The organism is Mesorhizobium shangrilense (assembly GCF_040537815.1).
GTDB lineage: Bacteria > Pseudomonadota > Alphaproteobacteria > Rhizobiales > Rhizobiaceae > Mesorhizobium > Mesorhizobium shangrilense.
The window spans coordinates 43,467-65,789 of sequence record NZ_JBEWSZ010000002.1 but is presented as its reverse complement, the minus strand read 5'-3'; the positions used below and the strand labels follow the sequence as shown (position 1 = coordinate 65,789).

The following is a 22,323-nucleotide window of genomic DNA, read 5'->3' as shown; positions in this document are numbered from 1 at the left end:
ACGGTGTGATTGCGCCTCACCGGCCTGCTAGAGTAATTCCATTAAGTGTGAAACGGTTTTCCGTCCGGAATAGAGTCGACACAGAGAGCAGAACAGTTCAGCGTTTCGATGAAACGATGAACTGCTCTAAGCAGCCTTGGCGAGGCACTTGGCGCAGGTGCCGCGGAACTCGATAACCGCCTTCTTGGCGGCGAATCCGGTGGACCGCACCCATTCGTCGAGCCTATGGCCGACATCATGGTCGGAGAATTCGCTCACTTGGCCGCACGTGTCGCAGATGGCAAAGGCCGTCATCGAATGGCTGTGGTCGTGCGGCTCGGCGCAGGCAACGAAGGAATTCAGGCTCTCGAGCCTGTGCACGAAGCCCGACTTCACCAGCGTGTCGAGCGCGCGGTAGACCTGCAGCGGCGCGCGGAACCCTTGCTCCCGAAGCTGGTCGAGCAAGGTGTAGGCGCTGAGCGGCCCGCTGGCGGCCTCGAGTTTCTCGAGCACGCACACCTGGTTCTTCGTCAGCACATTCCTTGCCGCCATGATTCTGTTCCAGCCCGTTGTCAGCCGCTTGCGCGCCATTTCGGCAGGCAAGCAAATCCCTTTCACATCAGATAGCGACGAACAGGCTTTTTTGCCACTGTTTCTGCTGGGACGACCACATCGTCGTCCCCACGGCGCGCCGTTTGCTTCATGACGAGCCTATTGAATGCTAACCGGCCGGTCTCGCTTACTTCCTCGGCGGTCCGTCGCGCTCCGCGGAAGCCGCCCACAGATTGATGTCGGATTCGCGCGCATAGGTGTCGATGTCAGCGAGTTCGGCATCACTGAAGTCGAGCGCCTTCAGCGCACCGACACAATCCTCGACCTGCTCCGGCCGGCTGGCGCCGATCAGCGCCGACGTCACCCGGCCCTTGCGCAGCACCCAGGCCAGCGCCATCTGCGCCAGCGTCTGGCCACGCTTGCCCGCGATTGCGTTCAGCGCCTTGATGTTGGCGATGGTCTTGTCGTTGATGAAGGCCGTCTTCAGCGACTTGCCTTGCGTGGCGCGGCTGCCCTGCGGGATGCCGCCGAGATACTTGTCGGTCAGCATGCCTTGCGCCAGCGGCGAGAACACGATGGAACCGACGCCGAGCCCTTCCAGCGTGTCGAGCAGGCCGTCATCCTCGACCCAGCGATTGAGCATGGAATAGCTCGGCTGGTGGATGATGCAGGGCGTGCCGAGCTGCTTCAGGATATCGGCGGCCTCGCGTGTGCGCTGCGAATTGTAGGAGGAGATGCCGGCATAGAGTGCCCTGCCCGAGCGCACGGCATGGTCGAGCGCGCCCATCGTCTCTTCCAGCGGCGTATCGGGATCGAAGCGGTGCGAATAGAAGATGTCGACATAGTCGAGCCCCATCCGCTTCAAGCTCTGGTCGAGGCTGGCCAGCATGTATTTGCGCCCGCCCCATTCGCCGTAGGGACCGGCCCACATCTCGTAGCCGGCCTTCGTCGAGATGATCAGCTCGTCGCGATAACCGGCGAAATCGGTACGCAGGATCTCGCCGAAAGCCGTCTCCGCCGAGCCGGGCGGCGGACCGTAATTGTTGGCGAGGTCGAAATGCGTGATGCCGAGGTCGAAGGCCTTGCGCGCGATCGCCTGCTTGGTCTTGTGCGGCGTGTCGTCGCCGAAATTGTGCCACAACCCCAGCGAGATCGCCGGCAGCTTCAGGCCGGAGCGGCCACAGCGGTTGTAGATCATGTTCTCGTAGCGGTTTTCGGCGGGGGCGTATGGCATCGGAAATCCTCAAATGGAAACGAGCCGGTCGGCTGCCGCCACAACATCGCGGCGAGTCGGCTCTGCACCTCTCCCTTACCCTCTCCCCGCGAGAACGGGGAGAGGGTTGAAGCACGTGGCCTACTTCTTCTTCGCCAGCAGTTCCTTGGCTGCCTTCACGCCAAGTGCGGCAGGCCGCTCGCAAGTGGTCTGCATGGCGACGAACTTGCCGGTCTCGCCTGAGCGCAAGATACCGGTCATGACATCGACGGCGTGCAGCGCCAGTTCCATCGAGCAGCGGTGCGGGCGGCCCTCGACGATCGCCAGCGCCATGTCGGCGAGGCCGGCTGTGCGGTAATTGGCCATCATGCCATGCCCATGCATCTCGTTGGGCACGCCGAGGGGATGTTTCCATTTCGGCAGTTTCTTGACCGGCTTGTCCGCTTCGGTGAAGCGCACATCGCCGCCGAAGAAATTCGGATCGGGGACGAACACCGTGCCCTCTTCGCCGTAGAGTTCCATCGGCGCGTGACCGTGCGCCCAGACGTCCCAGCTGGCGTTGAGCGTGACGACAGCGCCATTCTCGAATTCCATCACGCCGTGGATCGTCGTTGGCGTGTTGACCGGAACTTTTTCGCCCGCGCGCGGCTTGGACGAAATCGTTCGTTCCTTCGCCGGGATCGAGGCGAAGGCCGCCACCTGCTTCACCGGCCCGATCAGCTGGATCAGGTTGGTAATGTAGTAGGGGCCGACATCGAGCACGGGACCGGCCCCCGGCTGGAAGAAGAAGTCGGGGTTGGGGTGCCAGTGCTCCATGCCGTGGCTCATCACATAGCAGGTACCGCTGGTGATCTTGCCGAGCTTGCCGGTGTCGATGAGTTCGCGCACCAGCTGATGCGCGCCGCCAAGGAATGTGTCGGGCGCCGAACCGATGCGCAATCCCCTGGCCTCAGCGCGTTTCTTCAGGTCGAGCCCTTCCTTGACCGACAACACGAAAGGCTTTTCCGAGTAGACATGCTTGCCGGCGTCGAGGATCTGTTTCGACACCTCGTAATGCACGGCCGGAATGGTCAGGTTGACGACGATGTCGATGTCATCAGCCTTGAGCAAGTCCTCGACCGTCTCGGCGCGCAGCTTGAACTCCTTCGCCCGCGCCTTCGCCGCGTCCATATTGATATCCGCGCACGCCCGCATCTCGATACCGCGAAACAGCGGCGCGAGGGAAAAATAGGCTTTCGAGATGTTGCCGCAGCCGATCACGCCAATGCCAAGTTTCTTTGCCATGGTGATTGTTCCTAGTAGTTTTTTACGGCTGCGATCGAACGGCGGGCGAAGCGCTCGATGTCGTTGGGGTTGTCCTGTTCCATGACGTAATATCTTGTGGCGCTCTTGGCCCGCAGCGCCTTGATCAGGCCGGCCCAGTCGATCGTGCCGTGGCCGACATCCGACCAGCCATCCTCGTCCGCCCTCTCGCCCGGCTTGGCGATGTCCTTCACATGCACGGCGCTGATGCGCTTGCCGTACTTCCCGATCCACGGCAGCGGATCATCGCCGCCGCGCACCACCCAGGCGACGTCCATCTCCCAGCCAATGTCGGGCGCGGCGGCGAGGATGAGATCCTGCGGCACCGACCCGTCGGCGAGTTTCCTGAACTCGAAATCATGGTTGTGCCAGGCAAAGCCGTAGCCGGCCTTGCTTGCGACCTCGCCGACTTTGGCCAGGCGTTCACCGAAACCGCGCCAGCCGGCAGCGTCAGATGGCCTTGCCTCGGCAACCAGATAGGGGCAGATCAGCAGCGTGATGCCGAGCGCATCGGCGGTTCTGCGCACACCGTCGAAATCGTTCTCCAGAGCGTCGATCGAGAAATGCCCGGTCGGCATGGTCAGGCCGTTCTTGTCGAGTTCGGCGCGGAAGGCCTTGGGATCATCATAGACGCCGCCGAACCCTTCGACCTGGGTATAGCCGAGCTTGCCGAGTGTCTTGAGCACGCCTTCCCAGGGCTGGAAGTTACGGGCGCTGTAGAGTTGGAATGACCAGTTCATCGTGTCTGTCCGTTCTGCTGGGGATGAATGATGTTTGGGAGCTACATGCGGTTGCCGGATTGGGTCTCGAACAGCGAAGCGCGCGCGGGATCGAAGCCGATCCTGATCGGATCGCCGTTGCGCAGCGTCTTTTCCGCCTCGACGCGGAAGGAGAAGTTGTGGCCGCCGAGCTTCGTCCAGACCAGCGTGTCGGAGCCCATCGGCTCGACGATCTCGACCTCGGCGTCGGTGGCGAAGGGCATGGTATTTGCCGCGTCACCGAAGGCGATGTGCTCTGGCCTTATGCCGAACACGCAAGGGCCGACGCGGCTGCCGCCATTGCCTTCGAAGGCATAGCGGTCGAGCGGCACCGAGACATTGCCGGTCTTGAAGACTGGACTGCTGACCCCGTTCAGTTGACCGTCGAGGAAATTCATCGCGGGCGAGCCGAGGAAACCGGCGACGAAGCGGTTGACCGGGCGGTTGTAGATCGTCTGTGGCGCGTCGAGCTGCTGGATGACGCCGCCCTTCATCACCGCGATGCGATCGGCCAACGTCATCGCCTCGATCTGGTCATGGGTGACGTAGATCATGGTGTTCTGCAGTTTGCGGTGCAGCAGCTTGATCTCGACACGCAGCTCCGCCCGCAGCTTGGCGTCGAGATTGGAGAGCGGCTCGTCGAACAGGAAGACGTCGACGTCGCGCACCAGCGCCCGCCCGATCGCCACGCGCTGGCGCTGGCCGCCGGAAAGTGCGGCCGGCTTGCGCTGCAAGAGCGGCTCGATCTGCAGGATTTCGGCCGCGCGCGCGATGCGTTTGGCGATCTCCTCCCTGGGCGTTCCGGCGACGCGCAGGCCGAAGGACAGGTTCTTCTCCACCGTCATCTGCGGGTAGAGCGCATAGGACTGGAACACCATGCCGATGCCGCGGTCCTTCGGCTCCTCCCAGGTGACGTTCTTGCCCTTGATGAAGATCCGTCCTTGCGAGACATCAAGCAGGCCGGCAATGCAGTTGAGCAAGGTCGACTTGCCGCAGCCGGACGGACCGAGCAGCACGATGAACTCGCCGTCGGCGACATCGAGATTGAGTGTCTGCAGCACCGTCACCGCGCCGAAGCTCAGCGACAGGTCCTGGATCGAAACGCTGGTGCCCATCGCGCTACCCCTTCACCGCACCGGCGGCGATGCCGCGCACGAACAATTTCCCGGACACGAAATAGACGATCAGCGGCACCAGGCCGGTGATCAGGGTCGCGGCCATGTTGACATTGTATTCCTTCACGCCCTGCACCGAATTGACGATGTTGTTGAGCTGCACCGTCATTGGGTAGGTGTCGGGCTTGGTGTAGATGACGCCGAACAGGAAATCGTTCCAGATGCCGGTCACCTGCAGGATGACGGCGACGACGAAGATCGGCAGCGACATCGGCAGCATGATGCGGAAATAGATGCCCCAGAAGCCGGCGCCATCGACGCGCGCGGCCCGGAACAGTTCCTCCGGCATCGACGAAAAATAGTTGCGGAACAACAGCGTCAGGATCGGCATGCCGAAGATCGAGTGCACCAGCACCAGGCCCCAGATGGAGCCGTAGAGCCCGATCTCGCGCAGCACGATAACGATGGGATAGATCATCACCTGATAGGGGATGAAGGCGCCGACGATCAGGATGGTGAAGAAGAAATCCGCGCCCTTGAAGCGCCAGTTGGCGAGCGCATAGCCATTGACCGAGGCGATGGCGATCGACAGGAACACCGACGGCACAGTGATGCGCACCGAATTCCAGAAGCCGCGTGAAAGTCCGTCGCAGTTGAGGCCGGTGCAAGCGGTCGACCAGGCCTTGACCCACGGCTCGAAGGTGATCTCGAGCGGCGGCGAGAAGATGTTGCCGAGCCGGATCTCCGGCATGCCCTTGAGCGAGGTGACGACCATCACATAGAGCGGCAGAAGATAGTAGGCCGCAACGACGAAAAGCGTGCCGTAGAGAAAGATGTTGCGGCGCGAGAATATACGCCGCGGCTTCGGTCCGTAGGGGCCGGCGATATCCCGGGGCAGGCCGGCAGTGGTGTTTGCCACGCTCATTTGCGCCGCCCGAATTCGAGATAGGCCCATGGCACGATGACGATGATCACCGACAAGAGCATCATGGTCGAGGCGGCAAAACCCTGGCCAAGGTTCTGGGCGTGGAACATGTATTCATAGACATATTTCGCCGGCACTTCCGACGAGATGCCGGGACCGCCGCTGGTCTGGGCGACGACGAGGTCGTAGACCTTGACGATACTGGCGGCGATGATGACCAGCGTGGTGATCAGCACCGGCCGCATCATCGGGATGATGATGAACAGATAGGTCTTCCAGGTGGGTATCCCGTCCACCCGCGCCGCCTTCCAGATGTCCTCATCGATGCCGCGCAGGCCGGCCAGCATCAGGCACATGACTAGCCCCGTTCCCTGCCAGAGCGCGGCGATCAGGATGCCGTAGATGACGATGCTGGAATCATAGAGCGGGTCGAAAGCGAAATTCGTCCAGCCGAGCTCGCGCACCACATGCTGGACGCCGAAATTCGGATTGAGCATCCATTGCCAGACCAGCCCGGTGACGATGAAGGACAATGCGAACGGATAGAGGAAGATGGTGCGGAACGTGTCCTCGAAGCGGATCTTCTGGTCGAGCAGCGCCGCCAGCAGGAAACCGATGATGAGCGAGAAGACCAGCATGCAGGCGCCGTAGATGGCGAGGTTCTCGACCGCGACCAGCCAGCGCGGCGTCACCCACAGCCTTGTGTACTGGTCGAAACCAACGAAGTTCAGCCGTGGCAGCAACCTGGAATCGGTGAAGGAATAGACGATCGTCCAGATCGTGCCGCCGAGGAAGATGACCAGCGCGTTGAGGATCATCGGGATCGACGCGATCTTGGCGTTGAGATTGCGAAACAAACGGCTGGGCCGCCTGGCAGTCTGTTCGGTCATGGGATGCGCCTCACCGGATCGGATCGCGTTGCGGCTTCCCTCCGGCCCCCCTGAGAGGACCGGAGTGTCGATGCGGGTTGCCCGTCAGTCAGCCTTGGCGACGATGTCGGCAAAGCGCTTCTGCGCATCTTCGGGCGTCATCGTCGGCGTCGCGAAGAACTCGGCGAACAGATCGTTGACCTGGGTCAGCGAGTCCTCGGTCATCAACTGGTTGGTGTCGGGAATGGTGTTGCCCTTGGCCAGGATATCGAGTCCCTTCTTCATGCAGTCATTGGCGGCATTGAGATCGACGTCGCCGCGCACCGGCAGCGAGCCTTTCTTCAGGTTGAAGGCAACCTGGGTCTTTGGCGACAGCATGGTCGAGGCCAGCACTTCCTGCGCCTTGGACTTTTCCGGATCCTTCAGCACCGGGAAGTAGAAGGAATCGCCACCGGTCTGGATGACGGCATTGACGCCGAGACCCGGCAAGCAGTTGTAGTCCTTGCCAGCGACCTGGCCGGCCAGTTGGAATTCGCCTTGCGCCCAGTCACCCATGATCTGGCCGCCGGCCTGGCCGGTGATGACCAGATTGGTCGCCTGGTTCCAGTCCTGCACCTTGGACTTGGCCGACATCTTGCGCGCGTCGTCGGCCGCCTTGAACACCTTGGCGACCTCCGGCCCGCCGGCAACCTTGGCGTCCTTGTCGCCATAGACCTTCTTGTAGATGTCGGGTCCGCCGATCGCCACCATCAGCACCTGGAAGGCGCCTGACGTTTGCCAGGCCTGCTGGCCGACGGCGAGCGGCACCTTGCCGGCCTTCTCGAGCGCGGGTGCGGCCGCGACGAATTCATTCCAGTTCTTCGGCACCGGCACGCCGGCATCGGCGAAGGCCTTGCTGGAGAGCCACAGCCATTGCCAGGAATGGATGTTGACCGGAATGCAGTAGACCTTGCCGTCGACCGTGCATTCGGTGAGCAGGCTGGCCGGACGGATGACGTCCTTCCAATGTTCCTTGTTGGCGAGATCGGTCAGGTCGCGCATCAGGCCGGCCTTCACCAGTTCCTCTGCCTGACGGCCATGGTTGAATTGCGTGGCACCCATCGGGTCGCCGCCGGTGATGCGGCTGATCATGATCGGCCGCGCCGTATCGCCCGAGCCTGCGATGGCCCCATCCACCCAATGATTGCCGGTGGCGTCGAACGCCTTGGCAAATTCCGCGACCGCCGCCGCTTCGCCACCGGAGGTCCACCAATGGGTGACTTCCAGATCCGTCGCCGCCGCCGGACCGACGAACTGCAGCGCGGCCGTCGCTGCCAGCACGGCAGTCGTGAGTTTGTATCGCATTTCGGTTCCTCCCAGAATCTGAAACGTTACAGATTTTTGATACGGTAATTGTTTTGGCTGTGCAACCCTCGGCCTGAAACCGGCTCGATATTTTTTCGAGGCACGAACAAATCCATTCGACTGGCTTCCACCCGACACGCAGCAATATGCCAGACTGTACTGCAAAATGATGCTGCGATGCACGAAATCCGGCAAAAAGCGATAAGGAGGTGCGGTTCCCCGCTGATTCCCAACGGTTTTTCCGTTGCGGCTTTCGTGGCCGATTTTGTCTCCCGCCGCGATCCTTTACTGGACGGCGGTGACAACCTGTAACGTTTCAGTATATTAGCGCCTTGTCAGGCGGGGAGTCGCGTCCCTGCGGCGATGCCGGCGATTGCCGGTCCGCGCGCCGGCTGCTAATGCGCGTGACGAGGCGGGATGGATGGACAGGCACCAGGCGGACAAGGATGACGAAGCGGCGGCGCAGAACCGGCCGACGCTGAAGACGCTCGCCTTCATGACAGGGCTCGCCGTCACCACCGTGTCGCGCGCCTTGAAGGACGCGCCTGAGATCGGCGCCGAGACCAAACGGCGCGTCCAGCTCGTCGCCAGGCAGATCGGCTATAGGCCCAACCGCGCCGGCGTGCGCCTGCGCACCGGCAAGACCAACGTCATCAGTCTTGTGCTCAACACCGAGCATGAGATCATGAGCTTCGTTTCGGACATCATCTATGGCGTCTCGGAAGTCATTGCCGACACGCCCTATCACCTGATCGTCACGCCCTATTCGCGCTCGCAGGATCCGCTGGACCCCATACGCTATCTGGTGGAGACCGGATCCGCCGACGGCATCATCATCTCACGCACGCAGCCAAATGACCCCAGGGCGCGCTATTTGCTGGAGCGGGGCATTCCCTTTGCCACGCATGGCCGCACCGATATGGGGCTCATCCACCCCTATCATGATTTCGACAACTACGCCTTCGCGACCGAGGCGGTGCGCTGCCTGGCCGGCATGGGCCGCCGCAGGCTCGCTCTGCTGGCGCCACCGGTCGGGCTGACCTATCACGGCCACACGGTGAACGGCTTTGCCGACGCATTGAACGAGGTCGGCGCCAGCGAAATCCCGTTCAACACGGTTTCGATCGACCATTCCATCGATCAGATCAGGATGCGGACCGCGCAGGTCATGCGCCGTGAGAACCGGCCCGACGGTTTTATCAGCAGCGGCGCCGCCGCGACGCTCGCCATCGTCGCCGGCATCGAGGATGCGGGCCTGAAACTTGGCCGTGACATTGATGTCGTATCCAAGCAGTCGTCGGACCTGCTGCACCTGTTCCGCAGGGAATTGCTGGTCGTCAACGAGGATTTTCGGCTGGCTGGCGCCGAACTTGCCCGCTCGGTGCTGGGCTGGATCGGCGGCGCCGAGCCCGGCACGCTGCAAAGCCTGAGCGTGCCGAGCGAAGTCCTCGCCTCTCGCCGCTCGGATTAACCAGCCGCGCCGCTCCCCCACGGACCATGGAACGCGCCCTGTTCGCCAATGCGCTCGAAGCCATGCGCGCCGAAGAAATCGCGCTGCGCCTGGATCAGGTTCGAGGTGCCGCGACCCTGGCGATAGCTGTCGAAATAGGCGAGTGCCGACGACAGCGCCGGCACCGGCGCACCGGCCTCCGATGCCTTGGCCACCACGCGCCGCAGCGACGGATGCGCTTCCTGCATCATGGTGATGAAAGCCGGCGCCATCAGCAGATTGGTGGAAGCACCGCCCTTGCCGAAGGCTTCGGCCATCGTATCGAGCATCTGCGAGCGGATGATGCAGCCGGCGCGCCAGATCTTGGCGATGGTCGGCATCGGCAGGTTCCAGTTGAACTCCTTCGACGCGCCGCTCATCACAGCGAAACCTTGCGCATAGGCGGCGATCTTGCCGGCAAACAGTGCCAGTTCGAGATCGTGCAGCAACGTATCCTTGTCACCGGAAATCTTCGTCACGCCGATATTGCCGTAGGCTTTCTCGGCCGCCAGCCGCTCGTCCCTGATCGACGACAGCACGCGCGCGGCCACTGCCGCCTCGATCGCGGTGGCGGGAATACCAAGCTGCTGCGCCTCGATGACCGACCATTTGCCGGTGCCCTTCTGGCCGGCGCGGTCGAGGATGATGTCGACCACCGGCTTGCCGGTTTTCGGATCATCGGCGGCCAGCACCTTGGCGGTGATCTCGATCAGGTAGGAATTGAGCCGGCCCTTGTTCCATTTGGCGAACACCGTGCCAATCTCCTTCGGCCCCATGCCAAGCCCGTCGCGCAAAATGCCGTAGATCTCGGCGATCATCTGCATGTCGGCGTATTCGATACCGTTGTGGATGGTCTTGACGAAATGGCCGGCGCCGTCGGTGCCGAGCCAGGCCGCGCAGGGCTCGTCCTTGAACTTGGCGGAGATGGCGGTCAGCACCTTCTCGACGCGTTTCCAGGAGTCTTCCGTGCCACCAACCATGATCGACGGCCCGTGGCGCGCGCCCTCCTCGCCGCCGGACACGCCCATGCCTATGAAGGTCAGGCCGGAGCCGGAGAGCTCGGAGAAGCGCCGCATCGTGTCGCGGAAATTGGCATTGCCGGCGTCGATGACGATATCATTGGCCGACAGTACACCGCGCAAGGCTTCGATCTGCTCGTCGACCGGCTTGCCGGCCAGCACCATGATGATGATCGGGCGCGGCGGCCGGATCGCGGCGGCGAGTTCTTCAAGGCTGTAGCACGGAACCACCATGTTCTTCAGCGCGCCGGCATTCTCGACGAAAGCGTCGGTGCGTGCCCTGGTGCGGTTGAAGACGGCGATGCGGTGCCCGTGCTCCGCGATGTTGAGCGCCAGGTTGGAACCCATCGTGCCAAGGCCGATCAGGCCGATTTCGGCTTTTTCCATCGTTTCTTCCCTGCTTTCGGATCTTGTTTGTCGAAGCCCGTGATTGGGGCGATGCCATTTCCCCGCGATGATTGACGGGCCTTCGTGCCTGCGTCAACCGCCGCGCCGTAGGCGGGCGATATAGAGCATCACGGCCTGATGTCGATGGGCGCCTCGATCTTCACGATCTCGAAGTCCGAGACCAGAATGTCGACTCGCGCCGTCCATCGGCCCGGCACCGGGATCACAAGATTGTCGACGCGCCAGCTGCCGTCGCCGGGCTTTGTCGCCGGCCGCTTGAGCGGCTCGATGCCGGAATCGGGTTTCGACAGCACCAGCGTCACCTCCTTGGCGTCGAGCGGTCCGAAATCGCCGGTCATGATGACGATCGAGGCCGCAACCGGCCCGGCATGGCCGGGCGTGATGCTGAGATCGGCCATCGCCTTCAGCGTATGGATATGCACCGATGCCGGCTGCGCCGCCGCGATCGCCAGCGCGCGCGGCGGCGGCGTGAAGCGCCAACCGGCGGCAATGCCGAAGATAGCCAGCACGATCAGCATTTCGACGCCGGTCGAGCGGGCAAGACCTCCTTGCGCTTTTGCGTCTCCCGCTTCAGCCGGGCCGGTAAGCCTCCAGCGGTTGAAAGCAGCGAGCGCGAAAAGGCAGAGCAGCAGCGCCAGCTTGATCAGCAGCAACCGGCCATAGGCGGTGTCGACCAGCGCCGAGGGCGTCTGCACCTGGATGACGGCCAGCACGATGCCGGCCGCCGCCAGCACGGCCACGACCGGCAGGATAATCAGCGAAAACCGGTGCAGGAAAGCTCCCGCCTCTGCCCGCCTTCGCATTAGTGCCAGGCCAAGCGGCGCCAGCGCTCCAGCCCAGAAGGCAATACCGATGCCATGCAGGAACACCATCGGCCGCGTCAGCCATTGCGGTTCGGCGGCACTTGCATGTCCGCTGGCGGCGAGAGCAACTCCGACACCGGCCAGTCCAGCCAAGGCAAGCAGTTTGGCAATCAGGCGCGGCGTGACCAACGACAACAAGCCGAGCCCTAGCGCCATCAGCGCGATCAGTACCGTCGAGCCGAAACTGGTTCCAAGCGCGGTCCGCCAGATGATCGGCTGCGCCAGCCGGGCGAATGGCGCGCCAAGCGCATCCAGCCCCTGAAGCCCGAGCGACAGGGGTGCCGCGACCAGCCCGCACAGGATGGCGGCAATGACGAAACGCTGGCCCGAGCGCCCGGCGCCGGCCAGCCAGGCAAGCGCGAAGGCGCCGCCGACGCCTAGGAAAAGCCCGATGTAGAGAAAGACCTTGCCGGTCCAGATCGCAGATCGGAGCCCCCAGTCGACGGCTTCGGACACGGCGGGCGGCTCGGAGGCCGCGCCGACGGAAAACAAAACCGAGCCGCCGATCGGGTGACCATCGGTGGAAATCACCCGCCAGCTCAGGACATGCGTGCCGCGCCCCAGCGTTTGCGGGTTGTCGATCTCGATGGTCTGGTCGGTGAGGCGGAAGGCAGTCAGTGCAACCGGTGTGCCGTCGGGCTTGACCAGGGTCAACACCAGCGGCGACACGGGCTCGCTGAAGGTCAGAGAGAATTGCGCGGGGCTTTGCGCCAGCACGGCGCCATCTGCCGGCTCGGTCGCGATCAGCGCCGCGTGAGCGGAAGCCCGGCCCGGCAGCATTACCGCCGCAAGCAACAGAACCGCGAACAGCACGCCGACGGCCAACCGACCAGCGCTACTGCCGATCGTGCGGGTCTTTTGCAGGAAGGATGCCGCGTTCATGTCATCACCGAAAAACCGGCGGCGCGCTCCGTTGACTGAAGCGCGCCGCGCAAGATCATTTCTTGGGCAGGAGCTTGATGCCGGGCGCCGGGGTCTCCAGCGCATCCTCATCCTGTCCGGCCGCCGGGATTTCGATCCAGCGATCGGTGGCGCCACCGTCGCATTCCTGCACCACCGGGAAATAGAGTTTCTGGCCGACAGGCAGGTCCGCCGTCAGTGTGCCACGGAAGACGAACTCGTCGTAGAATTCGTCGGGCAGATTGCCGCCGCTCCAGTCGATTTCCTTGACGCCGTCGGTCACCGCCTGACCATAGAGCTGATAGGATTTGTCGTATTTGCCCTTCTTGGTCTGCAGCGTCCAGCCGGGCTTCGGCATCGGCTTCACCGCGATCACCCCTTCCGGGATCTGCACGCGCACGGCGGTCGTCGCCTTGCCGTCGCAACCATGCGGAACGCGCAGGACTGCCTTGTAGGTCGAGCCGACCGCCGCTTCCTGGGTTTCAAGCGTGATGTGGGCGAAGGCAGCGTTCGTGCCGAGCACGAGCAGCGCACCGGCCGCCAGAGAATATTTGTTCATGATGGTCCCTCTGAATTCAAATTTGCTGATGTGGCAGGATCAGTCGAGTGCCGCTTAGTCGGCGTGATCCATGCCGCCCTTCTCGCCCATGCCTTCGACGGCGAAGTCGACCGTCACAGCGCCGGCCTTCTCGAAGGTCAGCGTGGCCGAAAATTTTTCGCCCTGCTTCGGCTGCCGCTTCAGGCCTATGAACATCAGGTGATAGCCGCCGGGCGCCAGCGCGACCTTGCCGCCGGCCGGGATTTCCAGGCCTTCGGCAACCGGTCGCATGGTCATGACGCCATCCTTGACCGACATCTCATGCAGTTCCGCCTTGTCCGAGATGTCGGAGGAAATCGACAGGAGCCGATCCGGCGTGCTGCCGGTGTTGGTGATGGTGAAATAGCCGCCGGCCACCTTGGCGCCGGCAGGCGTGGCGCGCGACCACGGATGCCCGATCTCGAGATCACCGACCTTGAACCCGTGCGCCAGCACACCCTGGGCGCTGACGAACAGGAGGGCGAGAACGAAAACGGTGATGCCGAGACGCTCTTCGAAACTGCGCAGGAAAGCGCCGCCGCGGCCGGACACGAACGCATGCGCGGCTGCCTTGTAAGAATGGGACATGGGTAACTCCATGAATACGGGATCGCGCCGATGATCGGTCGCGAATGGTTTCGATTGTTGGATGCAGGGTCCCGCGAAAGGTTCCACGGGACGAACGGGCTCAGGCCGGGACCGGCGGAGCGCGCGGGTTCGACGGCGAGCGCTCGCGCGCGAAGTCGAGATGGACAAGCGCCGGGAATACGAAGGCGACCGCCTCGAAGGAGAGGCTGGCCAGCGCAATGCCGCCCTCAGGCGGCGGCGCGTGGGCCTGCGAAACCATGCTGCAGCCAAGCATGCAGCATGCCGGCATATGCGCTGGGTGCTGATCGCCGACGGGGAGTTCGGCTGCCCCCTCATGGGTGCAGATGATGTTGCCGAAGGCGTCGAGCGGCGCGGCACTTGGCCCGGCGCCGAAGGCAAACGCGCCGAGCACCGACTGGAGCAGCAGCAGATAGGCCGCGATAAGCGCGACCGGCATGCTCCGCCGTCTCCCTCGGATGTTCAACCCAACCGCCTCTTCAAGCAACCACGGAAAATACCCCTATCACGGGCGCAACAATCGGAAAATCGCCAAATCATCGCTGCGGCAACGCGGCGCGATTGCAGCATGTCGCCCAAAAGTGCGCAGCGGTTTTGGGATAACGACATGCTTGGAGCAAAACCTGAAGCGCGTCACACGCGCTTCAGGGCCTTGGCCGGCTGCCGGCCTCTGGAATCGACGTCAAGAGCGTCTGGCGCGCCGACTTCAGGTGCTTGCGGCAGGCGGCGTCGACTTTGCCGAGATCGCGTGACTTCAGCGCCGCGATATAGGCCAGATGCTCGGTCACAGCCACCTCGTTGCGCTCACGCTCCTGCGCCTTGTTCCACTGGTAGTGGTAGTGGAAGATCATGGCGATCACATCGTAGAAATCGACGATGAAACGGTTGTGCGACGCGCGGTGGATCAGCCGGTGAAAGCGCTCGTCCAGCTCCGAGAATTCGTTGAAGCGGGTGGCGATCTCGCGCGCCAGAAGGCGATGCTCGTCTTCCAGCCTGTCGAGATCGGCCCATACCGGACTGTCCTGCGGCAAGGCGGCGAAGGCGGCCGCCGAGCGCAGTTCGAACATCTCGCGGATCTCGGTCAGTTCCAGCGCGAAGGCACGTGTAAAACCCTTCAGCACCCAATGGCTGTTGCGCCGCTTCTCGATCAGGCCGAAGCGGGAAAAGCGGATCAGGAATTCGCGCACGCTGGTGGTGCCGACACCTATTTCGCGCGCCAGCTCCAACTCGTTGATCTGCATGCCGGCCTCGGCGCCGCTGGCCAGCAGGCGCCGCATAAAACTGCGCTCGATGATCTCAGCCAGCGAATCGGTCTCTTCCTCGGGAAAGAAGTCGTCAGGACGCGGCTCACGCAGCACCGTCTTGGCGCGCTTGTTCCAGGCGATCAGGCCCGTCTCCTCCATGCGCGCAAGAATGGTGCGCACCGTGGTGCGGCTAACGCCAAGCAGCGTGCCCAGCTCCGGCTCCGAAGGCAGGTTGCGGGTTTCGTCCAGCAGCCGCAGGCAGCGATTGTAGGCGTCCTTGTAAACGTTGTTGCTCTTCGACATCCCCTGCCCCGTTGCGCTCCGGGCGCTTGCGGCGGCCGGTTTGAAGCGCGATATTGCGGATGCTCCTAGCGCATGACCCAGAAAAGCAAAATCGCTTTTCGGCTCAGGCGCAGGCCCAGTGCCTGATCCCTCGCGCATCCACATGGATGCGCAGCGCTCCCTTGAAAAAACAATTGACGCAAAAATGTTTTTTCACGATAAAAGACATTACCTCTTAACAGGCGCGTGTCAATCCGACCGCGCGTCCCAGGATTACCCAGGAAACCGCCCGTGAACGCCTCGAACAGCATTCTTCTGTCTCCCACCGACAATGTCGCCGTTGCCAATGGGCGCATCGAGATCGGAACGGTGCTGCCCGGCGGCGCGGTTGCCACGGCACTCATCGAGCCTGGCCACAAGGTGGCGATCAAGCCCATCGCCGCCGGCGCCGCGGTAGTGAAATACGCGCAGGCGATCGGCCGCGCCACGCAGGATATCGCGCCCGGCGAACACGTCCATTCGCACAATCTGGTCTTCGAGTCCGGACGTTTACCGGTGGTGCCGCCGACCGAGGCCGTGCACGCGACCGAGGCCGACCGCGCCCGTACCTTCATGGGTTACCGCCGCGCCGACGGCCGGGCAGGCACGCGCAATTTCATCGGCATCATCGCCAGCGTCAATTGCTCGGCCACGGTCTGCCACGCCATCGCCGATCAGGCCAACCGCACATTGCTGCCGAAATATCCAGGCATCGACGGCTTTGTCCCGATCGTCCACGGCCAGGGCTGCGGCATGAGCGGCACCGGCGACGGCATGATGGTTCTGCATCGCACGCTCGCCGGCTATACACGCCATCCCAATTTCGGCGGCGTGCTGATGGTCGGGCTGGGATGCGAAGTGAACCAGCTCACCCTCTACGGCCAGAAGGGCGCGGCAGCCGGAAAGCGCCATTTCAACATCCAGGACGCCGGCGGTTCACGCAAATCGGTCGAGAAGGCCATGGGCGTTCTGGCCGAGATCGCCGAGGAGGTCGGCCAGTACAAGCGCGAGCCGATCCCGGTCAGCGAGATCGTCGTCGGCCTGCAATGCGGCGGCTCCGACGGCATGTCCGGCATCACCGCCAACCCGGCGCTGGGCGCGGCCGTCGACATTCTCGCCGATGCCGGCGGCATCGGCATCCTCTCGGAAACGACGGAAATCTATGGCGCCGAGCATCTGCTCGCCTATCGCGCCGCAACGCCGGAGATCGCGCAGAAGCTCGACGGCTTCGTCAAATGGTGGGAGGACCATGTCGCCAAGCACGGCGCGTCGATCGACAACAACCCCTCGCCCGGCAACAAGCGCGGCGGCCTGACCACCATCCTGGAGAAATCTCTAGGCGCGGTGGCCAAGGGCGGCCAGACCCCGCTCAACGGCGTGTTCGGCTATGCCGAGAAGGTCACCGGCCACGGCCTGGTGTTCATGGACACGCCCGGCTACGACCCGGTTTCGGCGACCGGCCAGGTCGCCGGCGGCGCCAACGTCATCGTCTTCACCACAGGTCGCGGCTCCTGCTTCGGCTGCCGGCCAACGCCGTCGATCAAGGTCGCCAGCAATTCGACCATGTACCACACCATGGAAGAGGACATGGACGTGAACTGCGGCGTCATCGCCTCCGGCGAAAAGACCATCGCCGGCATGGGCCGCGAGATCTTCGAGCTCATCGTCGAGACGGCTTCCGGCCGCAAGACCAAGAGCGAGGATTTCGGCTACGGCGACAATGAGTTCGTGCCTTGGCACCTCGGAGCCACGCTCTAGTTCCGACTGACGACGACAAAGATTGTGACAGGCCGGACAGCGGCCGGGGACGGGAGGCTCGCATGCAGAAACGCCGCATCGGCAGGACGGCGCTCGAGGTCACCGAAGTCAGTTTTGGTGGCGCCGCGCTCGGTGGTCTCTACCGAGCCTGTCCGCGCGAGGCGGCGATGGAAACGCTGCAGGGCGCCTGGGACGCGGGCTTGCGCTATTTCGACACCGCGCCTTTCTACGGCTTCGGCCTCTCCGAACGGCGTTTCGGCGATTTCCTGCGCTACAAGCCGCGCGATTCCTATGTGCTTTCCACCAAGGTCGGCCGCCTGTTCCGGCCCGTTCCCGAGGACCAGGTTCCCGATCACTCCTATGTCGATCCGCTCCCCTTTGCCGTCGACTACGACTACTCCTACGACGGCATCATGCGCTCGGTCGATTTCAGCTATGCACGGCTCGGCCTCAACAAGATCGATATACTGTACGTCCATGACATCGGCACCTACACGCACGGCATCGAGAAGGCCAAGCTGCACTTTCGCCAGTTGATGGATGGCGGACTGAAGGCGCTGGAGGAACTGAAGTCGTCCGGCACCATCTCGGCCTATGGGCTGGGCGTCAACGAGGTGCGGATCTGCCTCGACGTGATGCGAAGGGCGCCGCTCGATTGCATACTCTTGGCCAGCCGCTACTCGCTGCTGGACCGCAGCGCGGAAGCAGAGTTGCTGCCGCTGTGCCGCGAACGACAGACCTCGCTGATCATCGGCGGCGTCTTCAACTCCGGCATTCTCGCGACGGGACCGATGGCTGGCGCGCATTTCGACTATTTGCCGGCTACCGATGACATCCTGCACCGGGTCGACACGATGGAGAAGATCGCCGGCGATGGCGGTTATCCGCTTGCGGCGGCCGCGTTCCAGTTCCCGCTGCGCAACCCCGTTGTCGCCACCGTGCTGACGGGCACGGCGAAGGCCGCCAATCTGGCGCGCAACCTCGAACTGCTTGACGTCGAGATCCCGCAAACGGAGTTCGCAAAATACGATCCTTACACGGTCGTGCAGCATCTGGCCTGATTTGGACGGGTCGATCCACCCGGGAGACGGCTTCACAAATATGAGAAGAACGTATGTTCCATATTGACTGAAGCGTGGAATTAATATTCCATGCCTCCTCAGAACGGATACGGAAGCCCTTCGGGTGTCGATGAAGCGGCAACGACAGTTCAGCGGCCGGAGGCGATGTGAAACACCGCTTGCATCGCCCGAACCGATGCACTATCAAAATGCGGTAAATGTTTTTTATTGATAAAGTTCTGTTTGGGCCACGCCTATCCGAATAGAGCTTCCGTAACGTTCACCGGGCGACTTAGGGAGGAAACCTATGAAATTCGTCACCAGCATTCTCAACCGCCGCGCATTCGTGGCCCTCGCGGCCGCCTCCATGCTTGCCGGCGTGATGCACTCAGCCCCGGCTTCGGCGGCGGACGTGACCATTCCGATCATCGTCAAGGACACCACGTCCTTCTACTGGCAGATCGTCCTGGCCGGCGCCCGCAAGGCCGGCAAGGACCTCGGCGTCAACGTTCCGGAACTCGGTGCGCAGGCTGAAACCGACGTCAACGGCCAGATCTCGATCCTTGAAAACGCGGTTGCCGGCAACCCGGCCGCCGTCGTCATCTCGCCGACGGAATTCAAGGCACTCGGCAAGCCGATCGATGAGGCAGCCACCAAGGTCAAGGTCATCGGCATCGACTCCGGCGCCGACTCCAAGGCCTTCACCTCGTTCCTGACCACCGACAACGTCCAGGGCGGACGCGTCGCCGCTGACGGTCTCGCCGCGGCCATCGGTGCTGCCAATGGTGGCAAGGTCGAAGGCAAGGTTGCGCTAATCACGGCACTTCCCGGCGCCGGCTCGCTCGAACAGCGCGCCCAGGGCTTCAAGGAAGAGCTCAAGGCAAAATATCCCGGCCTCACGCTGGTCGCCGACAAATATGCCGACGGCCAGGCCACGACCGGCCTCAACATCGCCACCGACCTGATCACCGCCAACCCCGATCTCAAGGGCATCTTCGCGTCCAACCTGATCATGGCGCAGGGCGTCGGCCAGGCCGTGGCCGAGAACAAACTTGCCGGCAAGCTGGCGCTGATCGGCTTCGACAGCGACGAGAAGCTGATCAAGTTCTTGAATGACGGTGTCATTTCCGGCCTCGTCGTCCAGGATCCGTACCGCATGGGCTATGACGGCATCAAGACCGCGCTTGCCGCCTCCAAGGGCGAGAAGGTCGAGGCCAATGTCGACACCGGCGCCAATCTGGTGACCAAGGCCAACATGAAGGAGCCGAAGATCGACGCGCTGCTCAACCCGAAGCTCAACTGAGCATCGGCACGCACAACAGTTTCCGGGGCCTCGCCGCCCCGGAAACATCAGGCATAAGTCGCTTGGAAATCCGCCGGCTTGGGCTAGGCTGCTCCAGCGGGCGTGTCACAGCCTCGCCGCGTGCCAATCGTGAGACCAATCTGGGAGGATTGTCATGACGTCAACGGCGCAGGAAACGCACCCGGCCCCCGTGCTGGAGCCCGGCAGGACGATCCTTGAACTGCGCGGTTTGGAAAAGCGCTATCCCGGCACCCATGCGCTGAAGCCTGTGGACCTCGCCTTCAAGGCGGGTGAAATCCACGCCATCGTCGGCGAGAACGGCGCCGGCAAATCGACACTCATCAAGCTTCTCACCGGCGTCATGCCGCGTACCTCCGGTGATCTCATCTGGGAAGGCAAGCCGACGGCGCTCGCCACGCCGCATGAGGCGATGGCGCTGGGCATCAACGCGGTGCATCAGGAGGTCGTGCTCTGCCGCCACCTGACGGTCGCCGCCAACATGTTCCTTGGCGAGGAGAGTTCCCGCTTCGGCATCCTGCAGCAGCGGTCCATGGTCAGGGAAGCACAGAAGATCATCGACGATCTCGGCTTCGACCTGCCGGCGCATGTCACGCTTGGCGATCTGACCATCGGCCAGCAGCAGCTGATTGCCGCCGCCCGCGCCACCGTGCGCGGCACCAAGTTCCTGATCTTCGATGAGCCGACCGCCTACCTGACCCGCAAGGAAGCCGATCAGTTGTTCACGCTGATCCGCCGGCTGAAGGGCGAAGGGGTCACCATCATCTACATCAGTCATCGCATGGAGGAAGTGTTCGAGCTTGCCGACCGTGTCTCGGTGCTGCGCGACGGCACGCTGGTCGGCACCAGGAACATCGCCGAGACCAACGACGCGGAACTGGTCAGGATGATGATCAACCGCTCCATCGAGCAAATCTACCACAAGGAGCATTTCACGCCGGGCGCGGCGATCCTGGAAGCCAGGAACCTCTCCGGCAAGGGCTTCGAGAACGTGTCCATGACCGTTCGCGCCGGCGAGATCGTCGGCCTTTACGGGCTGATCGGCGCCGGGCGCAGCGAGTTCGTGACCACGGTCTATGGCCGCCACCGCAAATCGGCCGGCCAGATTTTCTGGGACGGCAAGCCGGTCCAGGTCAACTCCGAGCATGACGCCATCAAGCTCGGCATGGCACTTGCGCCGGAAAGCCGCCGCGACCAGGGCCTGTGCCTCAACCTGCCGGTTGGCCTCAACCTCAATTTGCCGATCTACAAGCGCATCTCGAACAATCTGCTGATTTCCAACGTGAAGGAAAAGGCCGAGGCGGACCGCCAGATCGCCGATCTCAGGATCAAGACGCCGACACGCAGCGCTTTGGCCTCCAGCCTGTCGGGCGGCAACCAGCAGAAGATCGTCATCGGCAAGTGGCTGGCCCACGGCGCCAGGCTGTTCATCTTCGACGAGCCGACGGTCGGCGTCGATGTCGGCACCAAGGCGGAAATCTACCGCCTGTTCAGCGCGCTGCTGTCGAAGGGCGCAGGCATCATCCTGATCTCGTCCTACCTGCCGGAGGTCTACGAACTCGCCGACACGCTGCACGTGTTCCGGCGCGGCAAGCTGGTGGCCACGCACGGGTTCCGCACCGCCGATCACGAGGAAATTCTCACACAGGCGCTCGCCGAGAAACAAGAAAAGCTGGGAGGACAGACATGAGCACCGAGGCGATTCCTGCCGAAAAATCGAAGCGCAACTACAACGCCCTGTTCGGGCTGACGCTTCTGGCCCTGCTGGTGCTGCTGTGGGTCATCCTGTCGCTGTCCACATCAAGCTTTGCGTCGGCCAACAACATCTCGAACCTGCTGCGTCAGGGTTCGATGATCGCGATCCTTGCGGTCGGACAGACCTTCGTCATCATCACCGGCGGCATCGACCTTTCCGTCGGCGCCGTGGTCGGCTTCACCACCGTCATCGTGGCGATGCTGATCAATGCCGGCGTGCCGGTCCTGCTCGCCGTCCTGCTCACCTTGCTGGTCGGCGTCGCCATCGGCCTGTTTCACGGCTTCGGCATCGTCAAGATGGGCTTGCCGCCCTTCATCATCACGCTGGCGACGCTGACTTCGCTGCGCGGCATCGGCCTTTTGATAACCAACGGCAATTCAATCTCGATCAACAACGACGCCTTCCAGGAATTCTCGCGCAATTCCTTCCTCGGCATTCCCAATCTGTTCTGGATGGTCCTTCTGGTCGGCATACCCGCCTATGTCTTCCTGCATCACAGCCGATGGGGCCGGTACCTGTTCTCGGTCGGCTCGAATGCCGAGGCCTCGCGCCTGTCCGGCGTCAACGTCCAGCGCACCATCTTCATGGCCTACACGCTGTCGGGTCTCTGCGCGGCGTTCGTCGGCGTGCTGCTGGCTTCGCGCATCGGCATCGGCAACCCAACCCAGGCCGAGGGCTGGGAATTGCAGGCGATCGCATCGTCGGTCATCGGCGGCACTTCGCTGTTCGGCGCGGTCGGCTCCGTGCATGGGCCGCTGCTCGGCGCGTTCATCCTGGCGACCATCAACAACGGCGCCAATCTGCTCAACGTCAACGCCTTCTGGCAGCGTGTCATCACCGGCGCGTTGATCATCATCATTGTTTACTTTGACGGGCTGCGTCGCCGCGGCAGCAAGTAATCTGCAACGGACATAGCCGCCGGCCTGGCATGGCCGAAGGGCCG

General features: G+C 63.0%; 20 protein-coding genes. 6 read left to right on the top strand and 14 right to left on the bottom strand.

From position 1 onward, the window contains the following. Positions 1 to 126: 126 nt before the first annotated feature. The 8 genes from ABVQ20_RS24970 to ABVQ20_RS24935 form a co-directional block, all read right to left on the bottom strand. Positions 127 to 531, bottom strand: a complete 405-nt coding sequence (locus ABVQ20_RS24970) for a Fur family transcriptional regulator (RefSeq protein ID WP_354462335.1) — start codon at positions 529 to 531, stop codon at positions 127 to 129. A 187-nt stretch (positions 532 to 718) separates the two neighbouring features. Further along, complete coding sequence (gene mgrA / locus ABVQ20_RS24965) at positions 719 to 1,765, bottom strand: L-glyceraldehyde 3-phosphate reductase (protein ID WP_354462334.1); 1,047 nt, start codon at positions 1,763 to 1,765, stop codon at positions 719 to 721. Positions 1,766 to 1,885: 120 nt separating this feature from the next. Then, positions 1,886 to 3,028 carry a Gfo/Idh/MocA family protein gene (locus ABVQ20_RS24960; protein WP_354462333.1) on the bottom strand — a complete coding sequence of 381 codons (1,143 nt, stop codon included), beginning with the start codon at positions 3,026 to 3,028 and terminating at the stop codon, positions 1,886 to 1,888. 11 nt (positions 3,029 to 3,039) lie between these two features. Next, positions 3,040 to 3,786, bottom strand: a complete 747-nt coding sequence (locus tag ABVQ20_RS24955; RefSeq protein ID WP_354462332.1) for a sugar phosphate isomerase/epimerase family protein — start codon at positions 3,784 to 3,786, stop codon at positions 3,040 to 3,042. A 41-nt stretch (positions 3,787 to 3,827) separates the two neighbouring features. Beyond that, positions 3,828 to 4,919, bottom strand: a complete 1,092-nt coding sequence (locus ABVQ20_RS24950) for an ABC transporter ATP-binding protein (protein ID WP_354462331.1) — start codon at positions 4,917 to 4,919, stop codon at positions 3,828 to 3,830. 4 nt (positions 4,920 to 4,923) lie between these two features. Continuing rightward, complete coding sequence (locus ABVQ20_RS24945; protein ID WP_354462330.1) at positions 4,924 to 5,844, bottom strand: carbohydrate ABC transporter permease; 921 nt, start codon at positions 5,842 to 5,844, stop codon at positions 4,924 to 4,926. Then, a complete protein-coding gene (locus tag ABVQ20_RS24940; RefSeq protein ID WP_354462329.1) occupies positions 5,841 to 6,734 on the bottom strand; it encodes a carbohydrate ABC transporter permease in 894 nt (297 codons plus the stop codon). Before ABVQ20_RS24940 ends, ABVQ20_RS24945 begins: the two co-directional genes overlap by 4 nt. Positions 6,735 to 6,818: 84 nt before the next feature. Further along, a complete protein-coding gene (locus ABVQ20_RS24935; protein ID WP_354462328.1) occupies positions 6,819 to 8,057 on the bottom strand; it encodes an ABC transporter substrate-binding protein in 1,239 nt (412 codons plus the stop codon). Positions 8,058 to 8,478: 421 nt separating this feature from the next. Here ABVQ20_RS24935 and ABVQ20_RS24930 point away from each other — a divergent pair, with 421 nt between their 5' ends. Continuing rightward, a complete protein-coding gene (locus tag ABVQ20_RS24930) occupies positions 8,479 to 9,528 on the top strand; it encodes a LacI family DNA-binding transcriptional regulator (protein ID WP_354462327.1) in 1,050 nt (349 codons plus the stop codon). Here ABVQ20_RS24930 and gnd read toward each other — a convergent pair. The 6 genes from gnd to ABVQ20_RS24900 all read right to left on the bottom strand — a co-directional run bounded on the left by gnd (position 9,525) and on the right by ABVQ20_RS24900 (position 15,466). Further along, entirely contained in the window at positions 9,525 to 10,952 is a 1,428-nt protein-coding gene (gnd, locus tag ABVQ20_RS24925; protein WP_354462326.1) for an NADP-dependent phosphogluconate dehydrogenase, read from the bottom strand. The genes ABVQ20_RS24930 and gnd overlap by 4 nt on opposite strands. Before the next feature lie 128 nt (positions 10,953 to 11,080). Next, positions 11,081 to 12,718: a copper resistance CopC/CopD family protein gene (locus ABVQ20_RS24920; protein WP_354462325.1), complete on the bottom strand. Its 1,638-nt coding sequence runs from the start codon at positions 12,716 to 12,718 to the stop codon at positions 11,081 to 11,083. A gap of 55 nt (positions 12,719 to 12,773) precedes the next feature. Then, on the bottom strand, positions 12,774 to 13,295 hold the full coding sequence (locus ABVQ20_RS24915; RefSeq protein ID WP_354462324.1) for a YcnI family copper-binding membrane protein: 522 nt from the start codon (positions 13,293 to 13,295) through the stop codon (positions 12,774 to 12,776). 54 nt (positions 13,296 to 13,349) lie between these two features. Beyond that, on the bottom strand, positions 13,350 to 13,901 hold the full coding sequence (locus ABVQ20_RS24910; RefSeq protein ID WP_354462323.1) for a copper chaperone PCu(A)C: 552 nt from the start codon (positions 13,899 to 13,901) through the stop codon (positions 13,350 to 13,352). Between the two features lie 100 nt (positions 13,902 to 14,001). Beyond that, a complete protein-coding gene (locus ABVQ20_RS24905; RefSeq protein WP_354462322.1) occupies positions 14,002 to 14,358 on the bottom strand; it encodes a hypothetical protein in 357 nt (118 codons plus the stop codon). Between the two features lie 205 nt (positions 14,359 to 14,563). Next, on the bottom strand, positions 14,564 to 15,466 hold the full coding sequence (locus ABVQ20_RS24900) for a GntR family transcriptional regulator (protein ID WP_354462321.1): 903 nt from the start codon (positions 15,464 to 15,466) through the stop codon (positions 14,564 to 14,566). 270 nt (positions 15,467 to 15,736) lie between these two features. Between ABVQ20_RS24900 and ABVQ20_RS24895 the strand changes: the two genes are divergently transcribed. The 5 genes from ABVQ20_RS24895 to ABVQ20_RS24875 all read left to right on the top strand — a co-directional run bounded on the left by ABVQ20_RS24895 (position 15,737) and on the right by ABVQ20_RS24875 (position 22,279). Next, entirely contained in the window at positions 15,737 to 17,242 is a 1,506-nt protein-coding gene (locus ABVQ20_RS24895; protein WP_354462320.1) for a UxaA family hydrolase, read from the top strand. A gap of 62 nt (positions 17,243 to 17,304) precedes the next feature. After that, the gene (locus ABVQ20_RS24890) at positions 17,305 to 18,303 is read left to right on the top strand and encodes an aldo/keto reductase (protein WP_354462319.1); all 999 of its coding nucleotides are present in this window, start codon (positions 17,305 to 17,307) and stop codon (positions 18,301 to 18,303) included. Between the two features lie 307 nt (positions 18,304 to 18,610). Further along, positions 18,611 to 19,606, top strand: coding sequence for an ABC transporter substrate-binding protein (locus ABVQ20_RS24885; RefSeq protein WP_354462318.1), 996 nt, complete (start codon positions 18,611 to 18,613; stop codon positions 19,604 to 19,606). 154 nt (positions 19,607 to 19,760) lie between these two features. Continuing rightward, positions 19,761 to 21,314, top strand: a complete 1,554-nt coding sequence (locus ABVQ20_RS24880) for a sugar ABC transporter ATP-binding protein (RefSeq protein ID WP_354462317.1) — start codon at positions 19,761 to 19,763, stop codon at positions 21,312 to 21,314. After that, on the top strand, positions 21,311 to 22,279 hold the full coding sequence (locus tag ABVQ20_RS24875) for an ABC transporter permease (RefSeq protein ID WP_354462316.1): 969 nt from the start codon (positions 21,311 to 21,313) through the stop codon (positions 22,277 to 22,279). Before ABVQ20_RS24880 ends, ABVQ20_RS24875 begins: the two co-directional genes overlap by 4 nt. The last annotated feature ends 44 nt before the right edge of the window (positions 22,280 to 22,323 follow it).

Bases quoted from the DNA above. Each gene is read 5' to 3' on its own strand.
- ABVQ20_RS24970 (WP_354462335.1), bottom strand. From the start codon at position 531: ATGGCGGCAAGGAATGTGCTGACGAAGAACCAGGTGTGCGTGCTCGAG.
- mgrA (WP_354462334.1), bottom strand. From the start codon at position 1,765: ATGCCATACGCCCCCGCCGAAAACCGCTACGAGAACATGATCTACAAC.
- ABVQ20_RS24960 (WP_354462333.1), bottom strand. From the start codon at position 3,028: ATGGCAAAGAAACTTGGCATTGGCGTGATCGGCTGCGGCAACATCTCG.
- ABVQ20_RS24955 (WP_354462332.1), bottom strand. From the start codon at position 3,786: ATGAACTGGTCATTCCAACTCTACAGCGCCCGTAACTTCCAGCCCTGG.
- ABVQ20_RS24950 (WP_354462331.1), bottom strand. From the start codon at position 4,919: ATGGGCACCAGCGTTTCGATCCAGGACCTGTCGCTGAGCTTCGGCGCG.
- ABVQ20_RS24945 (WP_354462330.1), bottom strand. From the start codon at position 5,844: ATGAGCGTGGCAAACACCACTGCCGGCCTGCCCCGGGATATCGCCGGC.
- ABVQ20_RS24940 (WP_354462329.1), bottom strand. From the start codon at position 6,734: ATGACCGAACAGACTGCCAGGCGGCCCAGCCGTTTGTTTCGCAATCTC.
- ABVQ20_RS24935 (WP_354462328.1), bottom strand. From the start codon at position 8,057: ATGCGATACAAACTCACGACTGCCGTGCTGGCAGCGACGGCCGCGCTG.
- ABVQ20_RS24930 (WP_354462327.1), top strand. From the start codon at position 8,479: ATGGACAGGCACCAGGCGGACAAGGATGACGAAGCGGCGGCGCAGAAC.
- gnd (WP_354462326.1), bottom strand. From the start codon at position 10,952: ATGGAAAAAGCCGAAATCGGCCTGATCGGCCTTGGCACGATGGGTTCC.
- ABVQ20_RS24920 (WP_354462325.1), bottom strand. From the start codon at position 12,718: ATGAACGCGGCATCCTTCCTGCAAAAGACCCGCACGATCGGCAGTAGC.
- ABVQ20_RS24915 (WP_354462324.1), bottom strand. From the start codon at position 13,295: ATGAACAAATATTCTCTGGCGGCCGGTGCGCTGCTCGTGCTCGGCACG.
- ABVQ20_RS24910 (WP_354462323.1), bottom strand. From the start codon at position 13,901: ATGTCCCATTCTTACAAGGCAGCCGCGCATGCGTTCGTGTCCGGCCGC.
- ABVQ20_RS24905 (WP_354462322.1), bottom strand. From the start codon at position 14,358: ATGCCGGTCGCGCTTATCGCGGCCTATCTGCTGCTGCTCCAGTCGGTG.
- ABVQ20_RS24900 (WP_354462321.1), bottom strand. From the start codon at position 15,466: ATGTCGAAGAGCAACAACGTTTACAAGGACGCCTACAATCGCTGCCTG.
- ABVQ20_RS24890 (WP_354462319.1), top strand. From the start codon at position 17,305: ATGCAGAAACGCCGCATCGGCAGGACGGCGCTCGAGGTCACCGAAGTC.
- ABVQ20_RS24885 (WP_354462318.1), top strand. From the start codon at position 18,611: ATGAAATTCGTCACCAGCATTCTCAACCGCCGCGCATTCGTGGCCCTC.
- ABVQ20_RS24880 (WP_354462317.1), top strand. From the start codon at position 19,761: ATGACGTCAACGGCGCAGGAAACGCACCCGGCCCCCGTGCTGGAGCCC.
- ABVQ20_RS24875 (WP_354462316.1), top strand. From the start codon at position 21,311: ATGAGCACCGAGGCGATTCCTGCCGAAAAATCGAAGCGCAACTACAAC.